Annotated in this window: 22 protein-coding genes and 1 riboswitch; of the genes, 10 read left to right on the forward strand and 12 right to left on the reverse strand. The window is 70.8% G+C overall.

Annotated features, from left to right (window positions below; translation table 11 throughout):
* Positions 1-3 precede the first annotated feature (3 nt).
* The 3 genes from ACFVXG_RS37470 to ACFVXG_RS37480 form a co-directional block, all read right to left on the reverse strand.
* Positions 4-1,362: an aminotransferase class V-fold PLP-dependent enzyme gene (locus ACFVXG_RS37470; RefSeq protein ID WP_387934331.1), complete on the reverse strand. Its 1,359-nt coding sequence runs from the start codon at positions 1,360-1,362 to the stop codon at positions 4-6.
* Positions 1,363-1,415: 53 nt separating this feature from the next.
* A riboswitch (SAM riboswitch) is annotated at positions 1,416-1,533 on the reverse strand.
* Between the two features lie 234 nt (positions 1,534-1,767).
* Positions 1,768-2,844, reverse strand: a complete 1,077-nt coding sequence (gene trpD / locus ACFVXG_RS37475) for an anthranilate phosphoribosyltransferase (RefSeq protein WP_387934333.1) — start codon at positions 2,842-2,844, stop codon at positions 1,768-1,770.
* 121 nt (positions 2,845-2,965) lie between these two features.
* The gene (locus ACFVXG_RS37480; RefSeq protein WP_387934334.1) at positions 2,966-3,391 is read right to left on the reverse strand and encodes a hypothetical protein; all 426 of its coding nucleotides are present in this window, start codon (positions 3,389-3,391) and stop codon (positions 2,966-2,968) included.
* Between the two features lie 397 nt (positions 3,392-3,788).
* Here ACFVXG_RS37480 and ACFVXG_RS37485 point away from each other — a divergent pair, with 397 nt between their 5' ends.
* From ACFVXG_RS37485 to ACFVXG_RS37505, 5 genes are all read left to right on the forward strand, one after another.
* Positions 3,789-4,409, forward strand: a complete 621-nt coding sequence (locus ACFVXG_RS37485; protein ID WP_387934336.1) for a heme-copper oxidase subunit III — start codon at positions 3,789-3,791, stop codon at positions 4,407-4,409.
* 187 nt (positions 4,410-4,596) lie between these two features.
* Positions 4,597-5,406 carry a c-type cytochrome gene (locus tag ACFVXG_RS37490; RefSeq protein ID WP_387934338.1) on the forward strand — a complete coding sequence of 270 codons (810 nt, stop codon included), beginning with the start codon at positions 4,597-4,599 and terminating at the stop codon, positions 5,404-5,406.
* An 8-nt stretch (positions 5,407-5,414) separates the two neighbouring features.
* Positions 5,415-6,467, forward strand: a complete 1,053-nt coding sequence (locus ACFVXG_RS37495; protein ID WP_387934340.1) for a Rieske 2Fe-2S domain-containing protein — start codon at positions 5,415-5,417, stop codon at positions 6,465-6,467.
* On the forward strand, positions 6,464-8,122 hold the full coding sequence (locus tag ACFVXG_RS37500; RefSeq protein ID WP_387934342.1) for a cytochrome bc complex cytochrome b subunit: 1,659 nt from the start codon (positions 6,464-6,466) through the stop codon (positions 8,120-8,122). The genes ACFVXG_RS37495 and ACFVXG_RS37500 overlap by 4 nt, the downstream gene beginning before the upstream one ends.
* A 115-nt stretch (positions 8,123-8,237) precedes the next feature.
* A complete protein-coding gene (locus ACFVXG_RS37505) occupies positions 8,238-8,609 on the forward strand; it encodes a GntR family transcriptional regulator (protein WP_387934344.1) in 372 nt (123 codons plus the stop codon).
* Between the two features lie 128 nt (positions 8,610-8,737).
* Here ACFVXG_RS37505 and ACFVXG_RS37510 read toward each other — a convergent pair whose 3' ends face one another.
* The 4 genes from ACFVXG_RS37510 to coxB form a co-directional block, all read right to left on the reverse strand.
* Positions 8,738-9,994 (reverse strand): Ig-like domain-containing protein, encoded by a 1,257-nt coding sequence (locus ACFVXG_RS37510; RefSeq protein WP_387934345.1) that lies wholly within the window; start codon positions 9,992-9,994, stop codon positions 8,738-8,740.
* A gap of 176 nt (positions 9,995-10,170) precedes the next feature.
* Entirely contained in the window at positions 10,171-10,593 is a 423-nt protein-coding gene (locus tag ACFVXG_RS37515) for a cytochrome c oxidase subunit 4 (protein WP_387934347.1), read from the reverse strand.
* Positions 10,593-12,368, reverse strand: a complete 1,776-nt coding sequence (gene ctaD, locus ACFVXG_RS37520) for a cytochrome c oxidase subunit I (RefSeq protein WP_350504562.1) — start codon at positions 12,366-12,368, stop codon at positions 10,593-10,595. The genes ACFVXG_RS37515 and ctaD overlap by 1 nt, the downstream gene beginning before the upstream one ends.
* Positions 12,365-13,219 carry a cytochrome c oxidase subunit II gene (gene coxB / locus ACFVXG_RS37525; RefSeq protein ID WP_387934349.1) on the reverse strand — a complete coding sequence of 285 codons (855 nt, stop codon included), beginning with the start codon at positions 13,217-13,219 and terminating at the stop codon, positions 12,365-12,367. The genes ctaD and coxB overlap by 4 nt, the downstream gene beginning before the upstream one ends.
* Positions 13,220-13,588: 369 nt before the next feature.
* On the opposite strand from coxB, the gene ACFVXG_RS37530 reads away from it, so the two are divergent.
* Positions 13,589-14,980, forward strand: a complete 1,392-nt coding sequence (locus ACFVXG_RS37530; RefSeq protein WP_387934351.1) for a cysteine desulfurase/sulfurtransferase TusA family protein — start codon at positions 13,589-13,591, stop codon at positions 14,978-14,980.
* 9 nt (positions 14,981-14,989) lie between these two features.
* Here ACFVXG_RS37530 and ACFVXG_RS37535 read toward each other — a convergent pair whose 3' ends face one another.
* A complete protein-coding gene (locus ACFVXG_RS37535; protein WP_350504565.1) occupies positions 14,990-15,967 on the reverse strand; it encodes a carbohydrate kinase family protein in 978 nt (325 codons plus the stop codon).
* A gap of 271 nt (positions 15,968-16,238) precedes the next feature.
* Here ACFVXG_RS37535 and ACFVXG_RS37540 point away from each other — a divergent pair, with 271 nt between their 5' ends.
* Positions 16,239-16,448, forward strand: a complete 210-nt coding sequence (locus ACFVXG_RS37540) for a hypothetical protein (RefSeq protein ID WP_387934352.1) — start codon at positions 16,239-16,241, stop codon at positions 16,446-16,448.
* A gap of 91 nt (positions 16,449-16,539) precedes the next feature.
* Positions 16,540-17,226 carry a hypothetical protein gene (locus ACFVXG_RS37545; RefSeq protein WP_387934353.1) on the forward strand — a complete coding sequence of 229 codons (687 nt, stop codon included), beginning with the start codon at positions 16,540-16,542 and terminating at the stop codon, positions 17,224-17,226.
* Positions 17,227-17,314: 88 nt separating this feature from the next.
* Here ACFVXG_RS37545 and erpA read toward each other — a convergent pair whose 3' ends face one another.
* Positions 17,315-17,668, reverse strand: coding sequence for an iron-sulfur cluster insertion protein ErpA (erpA, locus tag ACFVXG_RS37550; RefSeq protein ID WP_189915188.1), 354 nt, complete (start codon positions 17,666-17,668; stop codon positions 17,315-17,317).
* Positions 17,669-17,913: 245 nt separating this feature from the next.
* On the opposite strand from erpA, the gene ACFVXG_RS37555 reads away from it, so the two are divergent.
* Entirely contained in the window at positions 17,914-18,777 is an 864-nt protein-coding gene (locus ACFVXG_RS37555) for a GNAT family N-acetyltransferase (protein ID WP_387934355.1), read from the forward strand.
* Positions 18,778-18,865: 88 nt separating this feature from the next.
* Here ACFVXG_RS37555 and ACFVXG_RS37560 read toward each other — a convergent pair whose 3' ends face one another.
* Positions 18,866-20,233, reverse strand: coding sequence for a pyridoxal phosphate-dependent decarboxylase family protein (locus ACFVXG_RS37560; RefSeq protein ID WP_387934357.1), 1,368 nt, complete (start codon positions 20,231-20,233; stop codon positions 18,866-18,868).
* Between the two features lie 193 nt (positions 20,234-20,426).
* Positions 20,427-20,891, reverse strand: a complete 465-nt coding sequence (locus ACFVXG_RS37565; protein ID WP_270147404.1) for an Lrp/AsnC family transcriptional regulator — start codon at positions 20,889-20,891, stop codon at positions 20,427-20,429.
* A gap of 378 nt (positions 20,892-21,269) precedes the next feature.
* Between ACFVXG_RS37565 and nadA the strand changes: the two genes are divergently transcribed.
* On the forward strand, positions 21,270-22,454 hold the full coding sequence (nadA, locus tag ACFVXG_RS37570) for a quinolinate synthase NadA (RefSeq protein WP_387934359.1): 1,185 nt from the start codon (positions 21,270-21,272) through the stop codon (positions 22,452-22,454).
* A 76-nt stretch (positions 22,455-22,530) separates the two neighbouring features.
* On the opposite strand, the gene ACFVXG_RS37575 is transcribed toward nadA, so the two are convergent.
* Positions 22,531-22,830 carry a hypothetical protein gene (locus ACFVXG_RS37575; protein WP_350504571.1) on the reverse strand — a complete coding sequence of 100 codons (300 nt, stop codon included), beginning with the start codon at positions 22,828-22,830 and terminating at the stop codon, positions 22,531-22,533.
* Positions 22,831-22,832 lie beyond the last annotated feature (2 nt).

A 22,832-nucleotide genomic window follows, 5' to 3' on the forward strand; every position in this document is an offset into this window, starting at 1 on the left:
ACCCTAGCGCCGCGTGTCGGCGACGCAACGGCCGCCCTCGTTGCGGTAGTTCCACGCCGCGCCGTCCGAGACCAGCTCGCGGACCGCGGCCAGGAAGCGCTCGACGTGCTCGTCCGGGGTGCCGGCCCCGAAGCTCACCCGGATCGCGTTCAGGCTGCGCTCGCCCGGCAGCGAGGGCTCGGGCGCCCCGCACTCGGACGGCGCCACGTCCTCGTCCCCGAGCAGGGTGCGCACCAGCGGGTGGGCGCAGAACAGCCCGTCGCGCACGCCGATGCCGTACTCGGCGGACAGCGCGGCCGAGAAGTGCGAGCTGTTCCAGCCGCGGACGACGAAGGACAGCACGCCCACCCGGTCCGACCCGGCGCCGAACAGGTTCAGCACCCGGACCTCCGGGATCTCCGCCAGGCCCGCCGTCAGCCGGTCGACCAGCTGCCGCTCCCGGGCCTCCAGCGCGTCGAAGCCGGCCTCGCTGAGGGCCCGACAGGCCGAGGCGATCGCGTAGGCGCCGATGACGTTCGGCGAACCGGCCTCGTGCCGGGCCGGGCCGGTGTGCCACTGCACCGCCACCGAACCGTCCAGCTCCCGGGCCACCGTGCGGGTCGCGCCGCCGCCGGCCAGGTACGGCTCGGCCGCGTCCAGCCAGTCCGACCGACCGGCCAGCACCCCGGCGCCGAACGGCGCGTACAGCTTGTGGCCGGAGAAGGCGATCCAGTCGACGTCCAGCTCGCGCACCGACACCCGGTGGTGCGGGGCCAGCTGGGCGGCGTCCAGCACCACCCGGGCGCCGTACCGGTGCGCGGTCCCGGTCAGCTCGGCGACCGGCCACAGCTCGCCGGTCACATTGGAGGCGCCGGTCACGCACAGCAGCTTCGGGCCCTCCGGAGCCGCGGCCAGCGCGGCCTCCAGCGCGGCCACCGCCTCGGCCCGCGAACGCGGCGCCCGCAGGTAGTCGACCTCCAGCCCGGCGTGCGCCCAGGGCAGCAGCGAGGCGTGGTGCTCGGTCTCGAAGGCGAACACCCGGGTGCCGGCCGGGACGGCGGAGGCCAGCAGGTTGAGCGAGTCGGTGGTGGCCCGGGTGAAGACCACCTGGTCGCCCTCGCGCAGGTCGAGGAACTCGGCGACGGTCCGGCGGCTCTGCTCGAACAGGTCGGTGGACAGCTGCGAGAGGTACCCGGCGCCGCGGTGCACGCTGCCGTAGTACGGGGCGTAGGCGGCGACGTCGTCCCACACCCGCTGGAGCGCCGGCGCGCTGGCCGCGTAGTCGAGCGCCGCGTAACCGACCTTGTCACCGCTGGCGAGCGGCACCTGGACGTCGTGGCCGAGGACGGCGAGCGGGGCGGTGGTACCGAGGGAAAGGGACATGAGGATGCACTCCTTCACGGGGTAAGGGACCCCGGGAGTGCTGAGTCGTCCGGTGTCCGCGCTTGTCGCGCGGACGAATTGCCCGGCGACCCGGTCCTCACCCAGGGCACCCCGCCACGGACGGAGGGTTGCCGGACAGCCAGCTGGGGCTTGGCGCTGTCACTCATGACCTGGCGAAGACTCTAGGTCGGGTACGTCGGACGGTCAAACAGGCATCCACCATCCGGACAGGGTCATCGCCCGCTCGCCTCCGGGGCGCTCCGACCCGGCGCCGACGCTCGTCGCTCCGGCGCTCGTACCTCGCTTGTCGCTCCTCGACTTTCGGCACCGGCGCGCCCCTTCGGCTCGGGGCGGGCAGAAAAGTGGCCCGCACCGGCGAACCGGCACGGGCCCTCAACTACCGCCTCAGCCCCGGCTGGTGGCCTCCGACCAGCGCCGCAGCAGGTCCTGCGCCCGGCCCGAGTCGATCGCCTCGGCCGCCCGCGCCATGCCCGCCGCGAGCTGCTCCGCCAGCGGGGCGTCGCCCAGGTCGAGCGCGACCAGCGCCGACGCGGTGTTCAGCAGGACGGCGTCCCGCACCGGCCCGCGCTCCCCGGCCAGCAGCCGGCGGGCGACCTCGGCGTTGTACGCGGCGTCGGCCCCGCGCAGCGCCTCGATGCCGACCAGCTCGATGCCGACGTCCCGCGGGTCGAAGGAGGTCTCGGTGACCACACCGTCGCGCACCACCCAGACCCGCGAGGTGGTGGTGATGGTCAGTTCGTCCAGCCCGTCGTCGCCGCGGAACACCAGCGCCGTCGCCCCGCGCCGGGCGAGCACTCCGGCGATCAGTCCGGAGAGCCGGGTGTCGAAGCAGCCGATCGCGTGCGAGGTGACCTTCGCCGGATTGGTCAGCGGGCCGAGGATGTTGAAGGCGGTGGGCACCCCGAGGTCGCGCCGCGCGGTGGCGGCGTGCCGCATCGAGGGGTGGAACTTCGCCGCGAAGCAGAAGGTCAGCCCGATCTCCTCGGCCACCTCGGCCACCCGCCGGGGGGACAGGTCCAGCGCCACCCCGAGCTTCTCCAGCACGTCCGAGGACCCGCTCGACGAGGAGGCCGCCCGGTTGCCGTGCTTGACCACCTTGGCCCCGGCCGCGGCGGCGACGATCGCCGACATGGTGGAGATGTTGACGGTCTTCGCCCGGTCGCCGCCGGTGCCGACGATGTCGACCGCCGGGCCGGGGATGTCCAGCGGCTCGGCGTGCTCGTACATCGCGTCCACCAGGCCGGCGATCTCGTCGACCGTCTCGCCCTTGGCCCGCAGCGCCACCATGAACCCGGCGACCTGGACGGGGGACGCCTCGCCGCTCATGATCCGGTCCATCGCCCACGCGGTGGACGAGCGGTCGAGGTCCTCCCCCTTCAACAGAGCCGCCAGGAGGTCCGGCCAGGTGCGGACCACCTGCGCGGGGTCGGTACCACCGTTCGCAGGGTTCACGTTCACCATGGCTGACTCCAGCTGTTGTCGGTTCCCCCGCGCCGGGGGGGACGTCCGTACGGATGGAGCCAGCCTATCGAGCGGCGGGGTGCCTACGGCGCTGTCTTCTCTAGTACTGAGACGGCACCGCTCAACGCGTGGCCGGGGCCCGCTTGGCCAGCCGGGCCCGCAGCAGGGTGGCGACCGCCTCGGCCAGCGCCACCGGGTCCACCGGGCGGGAGATCGCGGCATCGGCCCGGCTCCAGGCGGCGAGCCAGGAGTCCTGCGGCCGGCCGATCAGCACCAGCACCGGCGGGCACCCGTAGATCTCGTCCTTGAGCTGGCGCCCGAGGCCGAGGCCGCCGGCCGGCACCGCCTCGCCGTCCAGCACGCAGAGGTCGACGCCGCCCTTCTCCAACGCCTTGATCACCGCGGGGGTGGTCGCGCATTCGAGGTACGACAGCTCCGGAAGATCCTCGGCGGGGCGACGGCCGAGCGCCGTCAGCACCTGCTCGCGGGTGTTGCGGTCGTCGCTGTAGACGAGGACGGTGAGCGTCTCGTCGGTCGTGTACGCCATGGACCCTGCTCCCTCAAGTGTGATCCGGACCACGTTCACCTGATCCGGATGCTACTCCCGTTTCCCCCGTCGCCGGTCCCCCTCGCGCACGTTGCCGCTCAAGCCGCCGCGCCAGTGACTCACCCGCTCGGAGGACGGCCCGTCACCCGGGCTCCCCCGGTCCACCCGGACGGCCCATGCGGCGTCCCGTCCCCCTACTCCACGACACTGGGCCGACCGTGCAACGACGCGCCGGGCAACGGGGTAGCGGGCCCCTCCGAGGAACCGTCAGAAAAGGGACACGCCGCTGCTCAGCCCTCGTTCGGACACCCCGTCGCCCCTCAGGGGGGCATACCGCACGCACCGGACACTCCGAGGGACACCCCCCGACGTGAAGACGGAATAAGGGACCGACATAATGTCCGTCGTGGCGACAGCAACAGCAACAGAAACCGGGCACGCGCACGGATCGGTCAATCGACCGAACATGGTCAGCGTCGGAACGATCGTCTGGCTCAGTTCCGAGCTGATGTTCTTCGCGGCCCTCTTCGCGATGTACTTCACGCTCCGCTCCGTCAAGGGAGCCGAGTTCTGGGCCGAGAAGGCGCACGCCCTCAACGTGACGTTCTCCTCGGTCAACACGACCATCCTGGTGCTCTCCTCGCTCACCTGCCAGCTCGGCGTGTTCGCCGCCGAGCGCGGTGACGTGAAGAAGCTCCGCGGCTGGTTCAGCCTCACGTTCTTCATGGGCGCGATCTTCATCGGCGGGCAGGTCTACGAGTACACCGAGCTGGTCAAGAACGACGGCCTCTCGCTGTCCTCGGACCCGTACGGCACGGTGTTCTACCTGACCACCGGCTTCCACGGTCTGCACGTGACGGGCGGTCTGATCGCCTTCCTGCTGGTCCTGGGACGGACGTACGCAGCCAAGCGCTTCACGCACGAGCAGGCCACCGCCGCGATCGTCGTGTCCTACTACTGGCACTTCGTCGATGTCGTGTGGATCGGCCTGTTCGCGACCATCTACCTGATCAAGTAACCATCTGATCAGGTCGCTGGCCACCGGCAGCGGCCCCCGCCCTCACCGGCGACGGGCCGCTTCTGCCGGTGCCGACGCTCCCACCGACCGACCGCGCGCGCAGCCTTGGACAGGCAGCCTCGTGCCGGCCAGACCGGCCGCCGGGTGCACCCACCAGTCGACCAGATCCTGACACCGGGGTTATTCCGTGAAAAAGCTCTCCGCACGACGGCGCCACCCATTGGCGGCGCTGGTCGTCCTACTTCTCGCCCTGGCGGCAACCGGGGGGCTGTACGCCGCGTTCGCGCCCGCCGACAAGGCGCAGGCCGACGTCGCCGCGCAGTCGCTCGCGATCGATGAGGGCAAGAAGCTCTTCGCCGTGGGCTGCTCCTCCTGCCACGGCCTGAACGGCCAGGGCAGCAGCGACGGTCCGAGCCTGGTCGGCGTGGGCTCCGCGGCCGTCGACTTCCAGGTCGGCACCGGTCGCATGCCGGCCCAGCAGCCCGGCGCCCAGGTGCCGCGCAAGAAGGCCATCTACACCCAGGGCGAGATCGACCAGCTCGCCGCGTTCGTCCAGTCGCTCGGCCCCGGCCCGATCGCGCCGGACGCGAAGCAGTACACCTCGACCAACCCGGACGACATCTCCAAGGGTGGCGAGCTGTTCCGCACCAACTGCGCCCAGTGCCACAACTTCGCCGGCCAGGGCGGTGCCCTGACCAAGGGCAAGTACGCCCCGTCGCTGGAGGGCGTGGACGCCAAGCACATCTACGAGGCCATGCAGACCGGCCCGCAGAACATGCCGTCGTTCCCGGACAGCACCATGCCCGAGGAGCAGAAGAAGCAGATCGTGGCCTTCGTCCGCCACACCACCAACGATGAGCCCAACCCCGGCGGTCTCACCCTGGGCAGCCTCGGTCCGGTGACCGAGGGTCTGTTCGGCTGGATCTTCGGCCTCGGCACGCTCATCGCGGTCGCGATCTGGGTCGCCGCCCACACCACCAAGGCCAAGAAGTCATGAGCCACGACATGTCAGAAGAGAAGCTCCCGGAGCCGCACGGCTCCGCCGGCGAGGTGGCCGACCACGGCAACCCGTTCGCCGACCCGGGCCTGCCGGCCCACGAGCCCCGGCGCACCGACATCGACGAGCGGGCCGCCAAGCGCGCCGAGCGCCAGGTCTCGCTGATGTTCGTGGTCTCGATGCTCGCGACGATCGGCTTCATCGCCTCGTACGTGGCGATCGACCCGGACAAGATCGTCTACATCTTCCCGCTGGGTCACGTCAGCGCGCTGAACTTCGCGCTCGGCCTGACCCTGGGCGTCGCGCTGTTCATGATCGGCGCGGGCGCGGTCCACTGGGCCCGCACCCTGATGTCGGACGTCGAGCTGCCGGCCGAGCGTCACCCGATCGAGGCCTCCGACGAGGTCCGCAACGACGTCATCGACCAGTTCAAGACCGGTGCCGCCGAGTCCGGCTTCGGTCGTCGCAAGATGATCCGCAACACCCTCATCGGGTCGATGGCGCTGGTCCCGCTCTCCGGCGTGGTCCTGCTCCGCGACCTGGGCCCGCTGCCGGAGAAGAAGCTGAAGGAGACGGGCTGGAGGGAGGCCACCCCGGCCAAGCCGCTGCAGCTCGTCAACATGAGCACCATGCAGCCGATGAAGCCCGAGGACCTCGTCATCGGCTCGCTGACCTTCGCGATGCCGGAGGGTCTCACCACCCACGACGAGGACTTCCAGCAGCGCATCGCCAAGGACGCCCTGATGCTGGTGCGCATCGCGCCGGATGACATCAAGGACGACAAGTCCAAGGAGCTGGGCTTCGAGGGCATCCTCGCCTACTCCAAGATCTGCACCCACGTCGGCTGCCCGATCAGCCTCTACGAGCAGCAGACCCACCACGCGCTCTGCCCCTGCCACCAGTCGACCTTCGACCTGGCGGACGGCGCGCGCGTCATCTTCGGCCCGGCCGGCCACCCGCTGCCGCAGCTGAAGATCACCACTGACGACAAGGGCAACCTGGTCGCCACCGGCGACTTCGAGAAGCCCGTCGGCCCGAGCTACTGGGAGCGTGCTCGATGAGTAGCGCGAGCAGCACCAAGACCGGTGCCGCCAAGCCCTCCAGCACGCGAGCGAATCCCGCCAACAAGTGGGAGTCCGCGGCTGACTGGACGGACGGCCGGCTGGGGATCTACTCCCTCGCCAAGGCCAACCTGCGCAAGATCTTCCCGGACCACTGGTCCTTCATGCTGGGCGAGATCTGCCTCTACACCTTCGTCATCATCATCCTGACCGGTGTCTACCTGACGCTGTTCTTCAAGCCGTCGATGGCCGAGGTCGTCTACAACGGCTCGTACGTGCCGCTCAAGGGCATCGGGATGTCCGAGGCGTACGCCTCGACGGTGGACATCAGCTTCGAGATCCGCGGCGGTCTGCTGATCCGCCAGATCCACCACTGGGCCGCCCTGGTCTTCGTGGCCGCGATGCTCGTGCACATGATGCGCGTGTTCTTCACGGGCGCGTTCCGCAAGCCGCGTGAGATCAACTGGGTCTTCGGCTTCCTGCTGCTGGTCCTCGGCATGTTCGACGGCTTCTTCGGCTACTCGCTGCCGGACGACCTGCTGTCGGGCACCGGTATCCGCTTCATGGAAGGCGCGATCCTCGCGGTCCCGCTGGTCGGCACCTACATCCAGATGTTCCTGTTCGGGGGCGAGTTCCCCGGTCACGACATCGTGCCGCGCTTCTTCACCATCCACGTCCTGCTGATCCCGGGCATCATGCTCGGCCTGCTGGTCGCGCACCTGATCCTGGTCTTCTACCACAAGCACACCCAGTGGGCGGGCCCGGGCAAGACCGAGAAGAACGTCGTCGGCATGCCGCTGATGCCGGTCTACATGGCCAAGGCCGGTGGCTTCTTCTTCCTGGTCTTCGGCATCATCGCCGCCATCTCGGCGATCGCCACGATCAACCCGATCTGGGCCTACGGCCCGTACCGTCCGGACCAGGTGTCGACCGACGCCCAGCCCGACTGGTACATGGGCTTCTCCGAGGGCCTGATCCGCGTCATGCCGGGCTGGGAGATCAACCTGTGGGGCCACACCCTGAACCTGGGTGTCTTCATCCCGCTGATGATCTTCCCGCTGGTCCTGGTCGCGATCGCGGTCTACCCGTTCATCGAGGGCTGGATCACCGGCGACAAGCGCGAGCACCACATCCTGGACCGCCCGCGCAACGCCCCGGTCCGCACCGCCCTGGGTGCGGCCTGGATCAGCCTGTATCTGGTGCTGCTGGTCGGTGGTGGCAACGACCTGTTCGCCACGCACTTCCACCTGTCGCTCAACTCGATCACCTACTTCGTGCGTGCCGGCTTCTTCCTGGTGCCGGTCATCACCTTCATCGTCACCAAGCGCTGGTGCCTCGGCCTCCAGCGCCGTGACAAGGAGAAGGTGCTGCACGGCCGCGAGACCGGTGTCATCAAGCGCCTGCCGCACGGTGAGTTCATCGAGGTGCACGCTCAGCTGCCGGCGAAGGACCTGCACACCCTCACGGCGCACGAGCAGATCCAGCCGGTCGAGCTGCCGGCCCAGACGGACGAGAACGGCGTGGCCCGCAAGGCCGGCGCCCTCACCCGCACCCGGGCCAAGCTCTCCCGCGGCTTCTACGGCGAGGGCAGCCAGATCCCCAAGCCCACCGCCGAGGAGCACCACGAGATCACCAGCGGCCACGGCCACCACTGATCCCGTACGCACCCCGCGTCACCCCGAGGGCCGCTGACCAGAGTTCATCTGGTCGGCGGCCCTCGGCCTTTGCCCATCCGCCAGCCCCGCACCCGCCCGCCTCCAGGAGCCACCCGTGCAGCTGTCCGTCGACCCCGCCGCCGCCACTCCCCCGTACGAGCAGATCCGCGCCCAGATCGCCGAGGGGGCCCGCTCCGGCGAGCTGCCGACCGGGCTGCGGCTGCCCACCGTCCGGGCCCTCGCCGAGGAGCTGGGGCTGGCCGCCGGGACGGTCGCCCGGGCCTACAAGGAGCTGGAGGCGGACGGCGTGGTGGAGACCCACGGCCGGCGCGGCACCCTGATCGCCGCCGCCGGGGACACCGCCCACCGGCTGGCCGCCGAGGCCGCCGCCGAGTACGCCGAGCGCGCGAGCCGCCTGGGCCTGTCCCACCCGGACGCCCTGGCCGCCGTGATCACCGCCCTCGGCCTGGCCTATCCGGAGGCCTGAGCGCCCCCTCCCGAGCCGAAGGGCGCGCCGCTGCCGAAAGCGAGGAGCGACAAGCGAGGCACGAGCGCCGGAGCGACGACCGTCGGCAGCGGGTCCGAGCGCCCGGAGGCGAGCGGAGGAGTAACGGGTCAGACTTCCGGGCGCATCATCCCGGCGGCGGGGGCCTGGCCGGCCGGGACGGTGGTGCTCAGGGGCCCTCCGAGGGCGCTGTGCTTGACCCAGTCCGTCCAGGAGACGTTCCAGTCCCCGAAGCCGTTGCCGAAGGGCTCCATGGTGGCGCCGCGGCTGTTCACCACCGTCACCAGGTCCCCCACCCGGGTGTTGTCGTAGAACCACTTCGCGTTGTCGGTGCTCATCCCGGTGCAGCCGTGGCTGACGTTCTCGTAGCCCTGCGAGCCGACCGACCAGGGCGCCGCGTGGACGTACTCGCCGCTCCAGGTCACCCGGGTGGCCCACAGCACGTCGAGGTCGTACGACTCGGAGCTGCCCGCCGATATACCGATGGTCTCGCCGTTCATCCGGACCGACCGCTCCTGGCCGAGCACCACCTTGATGCCGTTGCGGGTGTCGAAGCCGGGCTTGCCGGTGGTGACCGGGATGCTCCGGACCACCTCGCCGTCACGCTTGAGGGTGAGTTCGTGGGCGCCCGCGTCGATCACCGACTCGACCCGGGCGCCGATACGCAGCTTCAGCGCGCTGCGGTCGCCGCCGTAGAGGCCGTCCGAGATCCGGCTGCCGGTGCCGTCGAAGGCCAGCGAGACGGTCGTACCGGACGGCCAGTAGTCCTCCGGACGGAAGTGCAGGTTCTTGTCGTCCACCCAGTACCAGGCGCCGGTGACGGCGGGCTGGGAGGTCACCGTCAGCGTGCGCTCGACCTCCTGGCGGGCCTGGGGGTCCTTCACCGCCTCGGAGAGCTGCACGGTGAGCGGCTGGCCCACCCCGTAGACGCCGCTGCCGGAGGAGTCCGGGCCGAGCTTGGCGGTGAGCAGGCGCTGGGCGGCCAGGGTGCTGAAGTTCTGGGTGGTGTCGCCGCGCCCGTTCCGGCCGTCGTCGGCGGAGATCCGGACGGCGTACGCGGTGTTCGCCTTGAGCCGGCCGGTGGTCTGCCAGCTGTGCTGGTCGTCGGCGAGCCGCCCGGCCACCACCCGGCCGTCCGGGTCGACCACGGTGACGTCGGTGAGCCGGCTGCCCGCCACCGCGGTGACGGTGACCGGCTTGGAGGGGTCGACCTTGCCCTCGGCCGAGAGGTGGACCAACGGGCCCGCGTCGATCCGGTGCGGGCCGGCGGACTCGTCGTCGCCGGACGAGCAGGCGGCCAGCGGGGCCAGTACTGCCAGCGCCAGCGAGATGCTGCCGATGCCTGCGATTCCGCGCCTGTCGGCCATGACCGCCTCCGAGGGGTTCGCACAATTCGCACGATTGATCAGATCGTAGGAACGGCCTGGATCGAGCGACATTCGAGCGACCCTCCGTTGACCCGGGTGAGTGAGGCGGTCACCCGGGACGCAGCAGGGCCGGCCCTCCCTTGCGGGAGGACCGGCCCTGTCGCCGGAGGCGGAACCTACTGGTTCTGGTTCTCGCCCCGGTAGAACTCGAAGACCCATCCGAAGATGCCGATCAGGATGATCGGAGCGGCCCAGAACATCAGCCACCAGCCGAAGATCACGCCCAGGAAGGCGAGCGCGCCACCGAGCGCGAGCGAGAGCGGCTGCCAGCTGTGCGGGGCGAAGAAGCCCAGCTCGCCGGCGTCGTCCGCGACCTCGGCCTCGGGGTTGTCACCCGCGCCGCTGTCCACCCGGCGGGCGGTGAAGGCGAGGTAGTACCCGATGAAGGCGCAGAGGCCGAAGGCCAGGAACAGCGCGGTGGTACCGGCGGCCTCCAGGCCCGGGCCGTTGCTCGCGTTGCTGGTCCACAGGCCGTACGTGATGGCCATCGCCAGCACGAAGACCGACAGGCCAAGGAAGATCTTTCCCTGTTCCTTCATCAGGCGTCACCCTCCTGCTTGCCCTTGCCCAGCTTCGGAGCGTCGTACTTCGCCGGGGTCACACCGGCGAGGTGCTTGGCCGGCTCGCCGTGGTTCTCCAGGTAGTCCAGCGCGGCGATCTCCGGGTGGTGGAGGTCGAAGGCCGGGGATTCGGAGCGGATCCGGGGCAGGGTGAGGAAGTTGTGCCGCGGCGGCGGGCAGGAGGTCGCCCACTCCAGGGAGCGGCCGAAGCCCCACGGGTCGTCCGCGGTGACCTTCTCGCCGTACTTGGCGGTCTTCCAGACGTTGTAGAGGAACGGCAGGATCGACAGGCCGAGCACGAAGGAGCCGATGGTCGAGACGGTGTTCAGGGTGGTGAAGCCGTCCGAGGCCAGGTAGTCGGCGTAGCGGCGGGGCATGCCCTCCGCGCCGAGCCAGTGCTGCACCAGGAAGGTGGTGTGGAAGCCGAAGAACAGCGTCCAGAAGGTGATCTTGCCGAGGCGCTCGTCCAGCATCTTGCCGGTCATCTTCGGCCACCAGAAGTGGAAGCCGGCGAACATCGCGAAGACGACGGTGCCGAAGACCACGTAGTGGAAGTGGGCGACGACGAAGTACGAGTCCGAGACGTGGAAGTCGATCGGCGGCGAGGCCAGCAGGACACCGGTCAGACCACCGAAGAGGAAGGTGACCAGGAAGCCGACCGTCCAGAGCATCGGCGTCTCGAAGCTCAGCGAGCCCTTCCACATGGTGCCGACCCAGTTGAAGAACTTCACACCGGTCGGGACCGCGATCAGGAAGGTCATGAAGGAGAAGAACGGCAGCAGCACCTGTCCGGTGACGTACATGTGGTGCGCCCACACCGTCACGGACAGACCGGCGATCGCGATGGTGGCCGCGATCAGGCCGGAGTAGCCGAACATCGGCTTGCGGCTGAAGACCGGGATGATCTCCGACACGATGCCGAAGAACGGCAGCGCGATGATGTACACCTCGGGGTGGCCGAAGAACCAGAACAGGTGTTGCCACAACATCGCCCCGCCGTTGGCGGGATCGAAGACGTGGGCCCCGAACTTGCGGTCCGCCTCCAGGGCGAACAGCGCGGCGGCCAGCACCGGGAAGGCCAGCAGGACCAGCACCGAGGTCAGCAGGACGTTCCAGACGAAGATCGACATCCGGAACATCGTCATGCCCGGAGCGCGCATGCAGATGATCGTGGTGATGAAGTTGACCGCACCGAGGATCGTGCCGAAGCCGGAGAAGGCCAGACCCATGATCCACATGTCGCCGCCGACGCCGGGCGAGTGCACCGCGTCCGACAGCGGGGAGTAGGCGAACCAGCCGAAGTCGGCGGCGCCGTTCGGGGTCAGGAAGCCACAGACCGCGATCGACGAACCGAAGAGGTACAGCCAGTACGCGAACATGTTCAGACGCGGGAAGGCCACGTCCGGGGCGCCGATCTGGAGCGGCATGATCCAGTTCGCGAAGCCCGCGAACAGCGGCGTCGCGAACATCAGCAGCATGATCGTGCCGTGCATCGTGAACGCCTGGTTGAACTGCTCGTTCGACAGGATCTGGGTCCCGGGACGAGCCAGCTCGGCGCGCATGACCAGGGCGAGGATGCCGCCGATCAGGAAGAAGGCGAACGACGTGCCCAGGTACAGGGTGCCGATCGTCTTGTGGTCAGTGGTGGTCAGCCACTTGATGATGGTCGAACCCGGCTTGCGGGTCCGCTGCGCCCCGACCGTGACGGCCTCGGCGCCCCCGCCGGCCGCGGCGGGCTCGTTGAGGATGGTCACTTCTCTTCACTTCCCATGCTGATGAGGCCGGAAGGCACCGCACCGTTCTGGCCCTTGGCGCGGAGATCGGCCAAGTGCTTGTCGTAGTCGGCGCGGTCGACGACCTTGACGTTGAACAGCATGCGCGAGTGGTCGACGCCGCAGAGCTCGGCGCACTTGCCCATGTAGTCACCCTTGACGGTCGGGGTGACCTCGAACTTGTTCACCACGCCCGGGACGACGTCCATCTTCATCATGAAGTTGACGGGCCAGAAGTCGTGGATGACGTCACGAGAGGTGAGCCGGAACTGCACCGTCTCGTTGACCGGCAGCCAGAGCGTCGGAGCGTCCTTGGGCGTACCGACTTCGTACGCGGCGTCCTTGTTGGCCGGGTCGGGGGTCTCGGTGTTCTCGTAGTTGAACGCCCAGCTCCACTGGAAACCGACCACGTTGACGTAGTGCTGCGGCTTCGCGGAGACGGAGATCAGCTTCGACTCGTCGCGGGCGACGAAGTAGAAGAGGACCGAGACGATGATGATGGGGACCGCGGTGTAGAGCGCCTCGATGGGCACGTTGTACCGGGTCTGCGGGGGGATCTCCACGCCGGTGCGCTTGCGCCGGTGGAAGATCACGCTCCAGATGATCAGACCCCACATCAGTACGCCGACCACCAGCGCCGCGATCCAGGAGCCCTGCCACATCTGGAGGACCATGGGTCCTTCCTTCGTGACCGGACTCGGGAGGCCAAGCCTGGGGAGGTCGTTGGCCGAGCAGCCGGTGGCGGTCGCGATGACGAGGCCCAGTGCCAGCGCCTGAGGCAGCTTCCGCCGCATCGTGCGCCGCGGCGAGCGGTCGGAGCCGTTGGGACTCACGTAGCGCCTTCCCGAAGTCTCGCCCGCCTTCGCGTCGCACCGGGAGGGGAGTGTGAGCCCCTCCGGCGACCCGTCCACGGGCACGGTTTGAATGCTTATGCGGGCCAAACCCTACTCCAGCCTTATGCGCTCCTGACGGGCAGCCCCCGGTAACGCGCCGCCCGGTCGCCCGATCAGGCCCGGCAGGCGCTGCGCCGCAGGTCATCCTAGGCATTCGAGGTCCTTACGCCCGATCGGGGGATGACCTCGAACAACGCGGGTGACGGCCCGTCGGTACCGGACGAAGCGGACATTCGGGGTGATCGACTGACGACCGGTGAGCTGTTCGGACCGAGCCGTCCGGCCCCGGGTGTGTCGTTAAATGTGACCGTGTACTTCGACGTGGCCTCGACGGCCCCTCTGCACCCCGTCGCCCGGCAGGCCCTGACCGCCGCCCTGGACGAGGGCTGGGCCGACCCGGCCCGGCTGTACCGCTCCGGCCGACAGGCCCGGATGCTGCTGGACGCCGCCCGCGAGACGGTCGCCGCCGTCCTGGGCGCGCGGCCCGACGAGATCTCCTTCACCGCGAGCGGGACGCAGGCCGTCCAACTCGGCCTGCTGGGCGCCCTGGCCGGGAACCGGCGGCGCGGCGGGCACCTGGTGCACTCCGCGGTGGAGCACTCCAGCGTGCTGCACGTCGCCGAGCGCCGGGAGGCCGAGGGCGGCGAGGTCTCGGTCGCCCCGGTGGACCGCACCGGACGGGTGGACCCGCAGGCCTTCGGCGCCCTGCTCCGGAGCGACACCGCACTGGCCGCGCTGCAGAGCGCCAACCACGAGGTGGGCACCGTCCAGCCGGTCGCCGAGGTCGCCGGGCTGTGCGCCGCGGCCGGGGTGCCGCTGCTGGTCGACGCCGCGCAGAGCATCGGACGGGTGGACGTCCCGGCGGGCTGGTCGCTGCTGACCGCGAGCGCCCACAAGTGGGGCGGGCCGCCCGGGGTCGGGATCCTCGCCGTGCGCAAGGGCGTCCGGTACGCCTCCCCGCTGCCGGCCGACGAGCGCGAGGGCGGCCGGGTGCCCGGCTACGTCAACGTCCCGGCGATCGTGGCCGCCGCCGCCTCGCTGCGCGCCGTACGGGCCGAGGCCGAGCGGGAGAACGCCCGGTTGCACGCGCTGGTGGAGCGGATCCGCAGCCGGGTCCCGCAGTTGGTGCCCGAGGTCGAGGTGGTCGGCGACCCGGTGCGGCGGCTGCCGCACCTCGTCACCTTCTCCTGCCTGTACGTGGACGGCGAGGTGCTGCTGACCGAGCTGGACCGGGCCGGCTTCGCGGTCTCCTCCGGCTCCTCCTGCACCTCCTCCACCCTGACGCCGAGCCATGTGCTGGCCGCGATGGGGGTGCTCACCGAGGGCAACGTCCGGGTCTCGCTGCCGTACGGGACGACGGAGGCCGACGTGGAGCGCTTCCTCACCGTGCTGCCGGACGTGGTCGCCGGGGTCCGGGCGCCGCTCGGGCTGGACCTGCCGGCACCTGTGAGCGCCCAGGAGTCGCTGCTGGTGATCGACGCCTTGGGCAAGCGCTGCCCGCTGCCGGTGATCGAGCTGGCGAAGCGGATCGGCGAGGTGCCGGTGGGCGGCACCGTCGCCGTGCTGGCGGACGACGAGGCGGCCCGGCTGGACATCCCGGCCTGGTGCGGGATGCGCGGTCAGGAGTACGCGGGCGAGGCCCCGGCCGCCGACTACGGCGGCGACCGGGGCACGGCCTACCTGGTGCTGCGCCGCTCCTGACCGGGCGGACTACTTGACCAGGTGCGCGCGGATCTCCGCGGCCGCCTCGGCGCCGTAGGCGCCCTCGAAGCGCTTCAGGAAGGCGGCCGGGCGCAGCTCGTACTCCTGGGTGCCGACGGTCTCGATCACCAGGGTGGCGAGCATGCAGCCGAGCTGGGCGGCGCGCTCCAGGTCGAGGCCCCAGGACAGGCCGGACAGGAAGCCGGCCCGGAAGGCGTCGCCGACACCGGTCGGGTCGACCTTGGCCTCCTCGGCCGGGCAGCCGACCACGATCGCGGCCTCGCCCTTGCGCTCGATCCGGACGCCCTTGCTGCCCAGGGTGGTGACCCGGGTGCCGACGCGGGTGAGCAGCTCCTCGGCGTCCCAGCCGGTCTTGGTCTCGATCAGCGCGGCCTCGTACTCGTTGGTGAAGAGGTACGAGGCGCCGTCCACCAGCTCGCGGATGTCCTCGCCGTCCAGGCGGGCCAGCTGCTGGGAGGGGTCGGCGGCGAAGGCGTAACCGCGGGTGCGGCACTCCTGGGTGTGGCGGACCATGCCCTGCGGGTCGTCGGCGCCGACCAGGACGAGGTCGAGGCCGCCGACGCGGTCGGCGATCGGCTTGAGCTCGATGTTGCGGGCCTCGGCCATGGCACCGGTGTAGAACGAGGCGATCTGGTTGTGGTCCTCGTCCGTGGTGCACATGAAGCGGGCGGTGTGCCGGGTCTCGGAGATGTGGACGGAGTTGCAGTCCACGTTGTTGCGCTCCAGCCAGCTGCGGTACTCGGCGAAGTCCGCGCCGGCGGCACCGACCAGGATCGGCCGGAGCCCGAGCACGCCCATGCCGAACGCGATGTTCGGCGCGACGCCGCCACGACGGATGTCCAGGGCGTCGACCAGGAACGACAGCGACACGGTGTGCAGCTGCTCGGCGACGAGCTGGTCGGCGAACCGACCGGGGAACGTCATCAGGTGGTCGGTGGCGATCGAGCCGGCGACGGCGATACGCACGGGGTCTCCTCAGGATGGCAACAGGGCCAGCGGGGTCGGGTGAACCCACCCACGGTACCGGGCCGGGACGGCGCGCCAGCAAGAGTCCCGCAAGCTGTCCCCTCCCGGCCATGGTGGCACCCCGCACCCTCGAATGTGTACTACCTCCGGGTAGCACTGGTGGGCCCGCCGGGCCGGGCCTAGGGTCGGCCCTACCGAGCCCTGCCGGACGGGCGGGGCCCGTCGTCCACCGTGGCAGTGCGGCCACGGCCCTTGATCGGAGCGATGCCCGATGATGCCCGACCACACCCCGCTGACCGCCCTCCGGGCCGACGCGGACGGCGAGACCCTCGACGCGCTGGTCCGCTCCTCCCGGCAGCTGCGCCGGTTCTGGCCCCTGGTGACCGCCGGTCCGGAGCCGGCCGCCCCCGCCTCCGTCGGCGTCCTGGTCCCGTCCGGGGCGCAGCGCCTGGTCGCCGGGATGGCCGAGTACGGCATGTGAGGACCGGGGAACCGGATCCGACCGGGGCACGTCACATCCGCGCGGAGCGGCCGAGGAGGCGGCGCCGCTGAGCCCTCGGGAGGATGCGCAGATGGATCTGGAGACGATGCCCCGCCGCGGTCGGCGGACGGTGGCCCTGGCGGTGGCCGCACTGGCGGCAGTGGTGACCCTGGCCGGCTGCAACGGCGACGGCAAGGGCTCCGCGGACTCGGCGGCGAGCACCGCGAAGGCCTCCGCGAGCACCTCGGCCTCGCCGAGCGGCTCCCCGACGGCCTCCGGCTCGCCGTCCGCGGGGGCCGCCACGACGAGCCCGCCAGGCCAGGCGCCGACCGGCTGGGCCCCGACCCCGGCCGAGCCCGCGCCCGGGCAGCCTTCGGGAGCGGCCACTCCCCCGACCAACGGGATCGCACCCGGTGAGCCCAACCCGGCCGGCACCGGAGCGGCCAACTCCAATGTGCGGCCGCCGACCGGCTACCGCCTGGACGGCAGCAACAAGCTGACCGTCTACTTCTTCGGCGGGGTCTGCACCACGTACGCGGTGAAGGCGGACGAGTCGCAGGCGGGTCAGGTGGGCGTGGTGATCGTGCCCGGTCCGCCGACCGTCCAGCCGGGGCACGTCTGCACCGCGATGGCCAAGCGGCAGGCCGTCTCCGTCGACCTGCGCTCGCCGTTGGCCGGGCGGACGGTCGTGGACCGGACGAGCGGCCAGGACGTGCCGCTGGAGGGCGACGCCCACGCGGGCCCGGACCCGGTGACCCCGGACGGCGCCGCGCGCTAGCGGCCGGTGCCGGACACGACGGAACGCGAAAGGCGGCCCCGGGGAAATCCCCGGGGCCGCCTTTCGCGTTCGAGACCCGCCGTCAGGCTTAGCTGAACGAGTCGCCGCAGGCGCAGGAGCCGGTGGCGTTCGGGTTGTCGATCGTGAAGCCCTGCTTCTCGATGGTGTCGACGAAGTCGACGGTGGCGCCACCCAGGTACGGGGCGCTCATGCGGTCGGTGACGACCTTGACGCCGTCGAAGTCCTTGAGCACGTCGCCGTCGAGCGAGCGCTCGTCGAAGAACAGCTGGTAACGCAGGCCGGAGCAGCCACCGGGCTGGACGGCGACGCGCAGCGCGAGGTCCTCGCGGCCTTCCTGCTCCAGCAGGGCCTTGACCTTGGCCGCGGCGGCATCGGTGAGGAGGATGCCACTCTCGACGGTGGTCTCGTCCTGGACGGTCATCTGCTTTCTCCCGGTCTTGACGACGGTCTGCCGCCAGTGCCAACCACCGACCACCCGGATTCATTTCCCGGACGGCAGGGGATTTTTGCGGCCTGTTCGACGGCTCGTTCTCCGTGGGCCGGGCGCGTCACCCTGGCCTCTACGCTCCCCATGCTCGCACAACCGCGGCGGAGCGGGCACCGCCCGCCTCACGGATCCGGGCGAACGGACCCCACGGCCGCCCCTCGGACGCCAGGATGGGCGGCATGATCCTTCGCCAGGTCAGGGACACCGCAGCGGACGCGGAGGTCGTCCAGGAACTGTCCCTCACCGCGTTCGCCGGACCGTCCGACGACCCCGCGCGAGCGCCGGGACCGACGCCCTTGCAGCTGGCCAGGACCAGACACCTGGCGCGCACCGATCCCGGCGGCTGCTGGCTGGCGGAGAGCGGCGGGCAGGCGGTCGGGGTGGTGCTGTCGATGCGCCGCGAGGGCCTGTGGATGCCCTCGCTGTTCGCCGTCCGGCCGTCCGCCCGGAACCAGGGGGTGGGGCGACTGCTGTTCGAACGGGCCCTGGCGCACGCCCGGGGCTGCCTGCGCGGGATGGTCTGCGCCTCCGGCTCCCCCGCGGCGGCCCGCCGCTACCGGCTGGCCGGGTTCACCCTGCACCCGGCGATGCGGCTGACCGGGAAGGTGGACCGGGAGGGGCTGATCGACCCGGGCGACATCCCGGTGCACCGCGGCAACGCCACCCACCTGCACCTGCTGGACTCGGTGGACCGCCGGCTGCGCGGGTCCGCGCACGGCCCGGACCACGAGCTGATGCTCGGGCACTTCGAGGAGCTGCTGGTGGCCGACGCGCTGGCCGGCAGCGGCTACTGCTACCGGGACGGCGGCACGGTGCGGCTGCTGGCGGCCACCAGCAAGCGGATCGCGGCCCGGCTGCTGCGCGAGGCGCTGGCCCGGGTGCCGGACGGGGTCGTGGCCCGGGTGGAGTACCTGACCGCCGAGCAGGAGTGGGCGCTGGACGTCGGGCTGGAGGTCGGGCTGACGCCGGAGACCGCCGGGCTGGTCGGGGTGCGCGGGATGCGGCCGCCGACGCCGTACCTGCCGAGCGGGGCCTTCCTGTAGCCGGGCGGGGCCCTGGAGCCGGGCTTGGACGCGGACGGCCCCACCGGGCGGGCCGGTGGGGCCGTACGGACGGACGAGGTGGCCTGGATCAGGCCATGGTGTCCAGGATCTCCCGGACCATCTCCATGGTGGTGCCCGGGTGCAGGAAGGCGAAGCGGGCGACCGTCTCGCCGTCCCAGCCGGTCGGGGTGACGAAGCCGATCTGGTCCGCGAGCAGCTGCTGCGACCAGCGGTAGTAGTCGTCGTTGGTCCAGCCCGTGCGCTTGAAGCAGACCGCCGAGAGCTGCGGGTCGAACAGCAGCTCCAGGTGCTCGGTGTCCCGGATCAGCTGCGCGGTGTCCCGCGCCAGCTGGAGGCCGGCCTCGATGGCGTCGGTGTACGCCTGGACGCCGTGGACGGCCAGCGAGAACCAGAGCGGCAGGCCGCGGGCCCGGCGGGTCAGGTGGTAGGCGTAGTCGGTGGGGTTCCACTCGTCGCCGTCGGTGTGCAGGACGTCCAGGTAGGAGGCGTCCTGGGTGTGCACGGCGCGGGCGAGCTGCGGGTTGCGGTAGATCAGCGCGGCGCTGTCGAAGGGGGCGAACAGCCACTTGTGGGGGTCGACCACGAAGGAGTCGGCGTGCTCGATGCCGTTGTAGCGCTCGCGCACCGACGGGGCGAACAGGCCCGCGCCGCCGTAGGCGCCGTCCACGTGGAACCACAGGTCGCGCTCGCGGGCGACCTCGGCCAGGCCGGCCAGGTCGTCGACGATGCCCTCGTTGGTGGTGCCGCCGGTGCCGACGACGGCGATCACGGTCTCCGGGTTCGGGTCGGCGGCCAGGGCGGCGCGCAGCGCCTCGCCGGTGAAGCGCCGGTCCACGGTCGGGACCTTGAAGGCCTCGACGCCGATGATGTTGAAGGTGTTCTTGACCGAGGAGTGCACCTGGTCGGCGACGGCTATCCGCAGCCGGGCCTCCGGGCCGACGCTGAGCTTGCGGCGCGCGGTGTCGCGGGCGACCACCAGGGCGGAGAGGTTGCCCGCCGAGCCGCCGGAGACGAAGCAGCCGCCGGCCGAGGCGGGCAGTCCGGCGCGGTCGGCGATCAGGCGCAGCACCTGGTTCTCGGCGGCGATGGCGCCGGCCGCCTCCAGCCAGGAGATGCCCTGCAGCGAGGCGCAGGAGACGACCATGTCGAACAGCAGCGCGGCCTTGGTCGGGGCGCACGGGATGAAGGACAGGTAGCGGGGGCTGTCGGCGGAGATGACCGCGCGGGACAGCTCGTGGTCGTACAGCTTGAGCACGTCGGCCGGGTTGTTGCCGTCCTGGTTGAGCAGGCCGGCCAGCTGGGTGCGCAGGTGCTCGCCGTCACCGGGGTGGTCGAGCGGGACGGGGTCGTACTGCAGCCGCTCCCGCATGTAGTCGAAAACCAGGTCGACCAGTTCGTTGTCGGGCCGGTGCATGCGGTCGGGTGCTGCGGACACGGCTGTCCCTCTCGGCTGTGGGGGTCGGGGGGATCCGGTCGGCGGGACGCCTCACCGCGCTGACCGGACGTGATCAGCGTAGGCAGCGGAGGTGCTTCGCCGCGCGTCGGAACGCGGCTGGTCAGGCAGGTTTCGAGCGTCTTCGGACCGGTCCGCGCAGGTTTCCTGCGCACCCCGCCGGCGGGCCCGTCGATCAGCCGATCAGCTGGGAGAGGACCACCGAGGAACGGCTGCGCTGCACGCCGGGCTCGCGCCGGATGCGCTCGATGACGGCCTCCAGATGGCGCATGTCGGCGGCTCTCAGGTGCACCAGGGCGTCCGGGTCGCCGGTGACCGTCCAGGCGGCGACCACCTCGGGGAACTGGCGCAGGCTGGCGAGGATCTCCTCCGGGGCGGTCCGCTCGCGGCAGTAGACCTCGACGAAGGCCTCGGTCTGCCAGCCGAGCACGGCCGGGTCGAGCACCACGGTGAAGCCCCGCACCACGCCGCGCGCCCGGAGCCGGTCGATCCGGCGGCGCACGGCGGTGGCGGAGAGGTTCACCTGGAGACCGATCTCGGCGTAGGAGGCGCGGCCGTCGCTGCCGAGGCGGGCGAGGAGCTGCCGGTCGGTCTCGTCCAGGTCCGCCCCGATCACCTCGTGCGCTCGGCTGCTGGTCATCGGTGCGGGGCTCCACGGGTCGTGCGGTGGGGGCGGGGGGGCGTCCCGGACGGTGCTGTCACTGCGGCTGCCGAAACGGTTCGCCACCCATTCTGGCCGATGACCTGAACGAGTTCATCGCTACGGGATGACGGCGGGGCGGCCATCAGTCCACCGGGAGCGGGTTTCCCGGGGCGGCTTCATGTTCATGGCCCAGCCGTACCCGGGGCTTCGAAGTATCGATTCGGCCACGGCAGGAAGCATCCGATTCGACGAGCGGTTCTCGTCACATCGACAGGATGGCCATCGTCACTCTGACGCTAACCGGTTAGAATAGATAGCGTCAGATAGACGAAAAGGCCCCACCGCTCGTTCGGCCGCACAGAAGGGCACCCGCCCGTGACCACCACCATCACCGAGACCCACGGCGTCGACCCCACTCCGACGCCGCTCGCTCTGCTGCTGCTCGGCCGTGAGGCCGACCCGAACAGCGAGCGCGGCGTCGAGTGCCCCGGAGACCTCCCCCCGGCCTCGGACCCGAACCTCGTCGAACGCGCCCGGGCGGCCAAGGCCGCGCTGGGCGACCGCGTCTTCATCCTCGGCCACCACTACCAGCGCGACGAGGTCATCGAGTTCGCCGACGTCACCGGCGACTCCTTCAAGCTCGCCCGCGACGCCGCCGCCCGCCCCGAAGCCGAGTACATCGTCTTCTGCGGCGTGCACTTCATGGCCGAGTCGGCCGACATCCTCACCGGCGACCGGCAGCAGGTCGTGCTGCCGGACCTCGCGGCCGGCTGTTCGATGGCCGACATGGCCACCGCCGAGCAGGTCGCCGAGTGCTGGGACGTGCTCACCGACGCCGGCATAGCCGACGTGACCGTCCCGGTCTCGTACATGAACTCCTCCGCCGACATCAAGGCCTTCACCGGCAAGCACGGCGGCACCATCTGCACCTCCTCCAACGCCCAGCGGGCGCTGGAGTGGGCCTTCGAGCAGGGCCAGAAGGTGCTCTTCCTGCCCGACCAGCACCTCGGCCGCAACACCGCGGTGCGGGACATGGGCTTCTCCCTGGACGACTGCGTCCTGTACAACCCGCACAAGCCCAACGGCGGCCTCACCGCCGAGCAGCTGCGGGACGCCAAGATGATCCTGTGGCGCGGCCACTGCTCGGTGCACGGCCGGTTCAGCGTCGACTCGGTGAACGACGTCCGCGAGCGGATCCCCGGCGTGACCGTCCTGGTGCACCCCGAGTGCAAGCACGAGGTGGTCAGCGCCGCCGACATGGTGGGCTCGACCGAGTACATCATCAAGGCCCTGGACGCGGCCGAGCCCGGCTCCAAGTGGGCCATCGGCACCGAGCTGAACCTGGTCCGCCGCCTGGCCAAGGCGCACCCGGACAAGGAGATCGTCTTCCTGGACCGCACGGTCTGCTTCTGCTCGACCATGAACCGGATCGACCTGCCGCACCTGGTCTGGGCGCTGGAGTCGCTGGTCGAGGGCCGGGTGCCGAACGTGATCACCGTGGACCCGGAGACCGAGAAGTACGCCAAGGCCGCGCTGGACCGGATGCTGGCCCTGCCGTAGCAGGCAGTAACAACGGCGAAGGGCGGGTCCCCTCCTCGGAGGGGACCCGCCCTTTCGTCTGGCAGCGGCCGCGAGGCTATTCGTACTCGGGGAAGCCCGGGATGACGCCCTCGCCCTCGGACAGCAGCAGGGACCGGACCTCGTCGAGGGTCGCCTCGGCACTCGGCAGGATCAGCTCGGACGGCTCCAGCGAGTCGTCCGGGAGCCGGGTGCCGTACTGCTTCACGGCGTCCAGCAGCTTGCCGTAGGCCTGGCGGAAGGTGTCCTCGTCGCCCGACTCCACCGCGGTGAGCAACTCGTCGTCGAGCTGGTTGAGCAGGTTCAGGTGGTCCTCGCCCACCTCGAACTGCCCCTCACCCATGACCCTCATGATCATGC

Source organism: Kitasatospora sp. NPDC058162 (genome assembly GCF_042884005.1).
In the GTDB taxonomy this organism is placed as follows: Bacteria; Actinomycetota; Actinomycetes; order Streptomycetales; family Streptomycetaceae; genus Kitasatospora.